Consider the following 558-nt stretch of genomic DNA (forward strand, 5'->3'; position numbering starts at 1 on the left):
GGGGGGTCTTCCACCCCACCGCCCGCCTGGTCTGGGAAGAACCCCCCTGGCCCCAGCACGACGACTCCGGCTGGCGCCTGTGGACCTGGGGCGGGAGCCGCGGCCCGGGGAACGCCCCTTTCCCCTGTGAGATGAGCGAGGCCGAACTCCTGGCCCACCACGTCCCCGCCGGCACCACCTGCCTGCGAGTGCAACTCTGGACCGCCCCCGGCGGCTTCCAGCGGGATGCCAACGGGACGATGTGGGCCGTGCTGCTGCCCGCCCGCCTGCAGTTCCCCGCCGCCCGCCTGAACACCGAGGTGAGCCCCGGACGGGAGGTGGCCATTAACTTCCCCTACGCCTCCCACCCGGCCACCGGCCAGGTCAGCGAGGTGGACTTCGGGGATCGGGTGCTGCCCGCCTTCCACGGCTACTTCCAGCGAGGATGGCCCGTGCGCCTGCGGGTCGACCAAAAGACTGTGCGGGATGTCATCGGGACCCGGACGGATTGCGAGCCCTTGCCCCAGGAGCGGTGGAAGGAGTGGGACTGCTGGACGAGGACCCTTCGGCCGGGCAAGA

Annotated in this window: 1 protein-coding gene; it reads left to right on the forward strand. The window is 71.5% G+C overall.

The features are described 5' to 3' along the window. On the forward strand, positions 1 to 558 hold a 558-nt coding region (locus tag CFB18_RS15205), incomplete at both ends, for a hypothetical protein (RefSeq protein ID WP_200808058.1).

Source organism: Thermoflexus hugenholtzii JAD2 (genome assembly GCF_900187885.1).
GTDB classification, from domain to species: domain Bacteria; phylum Chloroflexota; class Anaerolineae; order Thermoflexales; family Thermoflexaceae; genus Thermoflexus; species Thermoflexus hugenholtzii.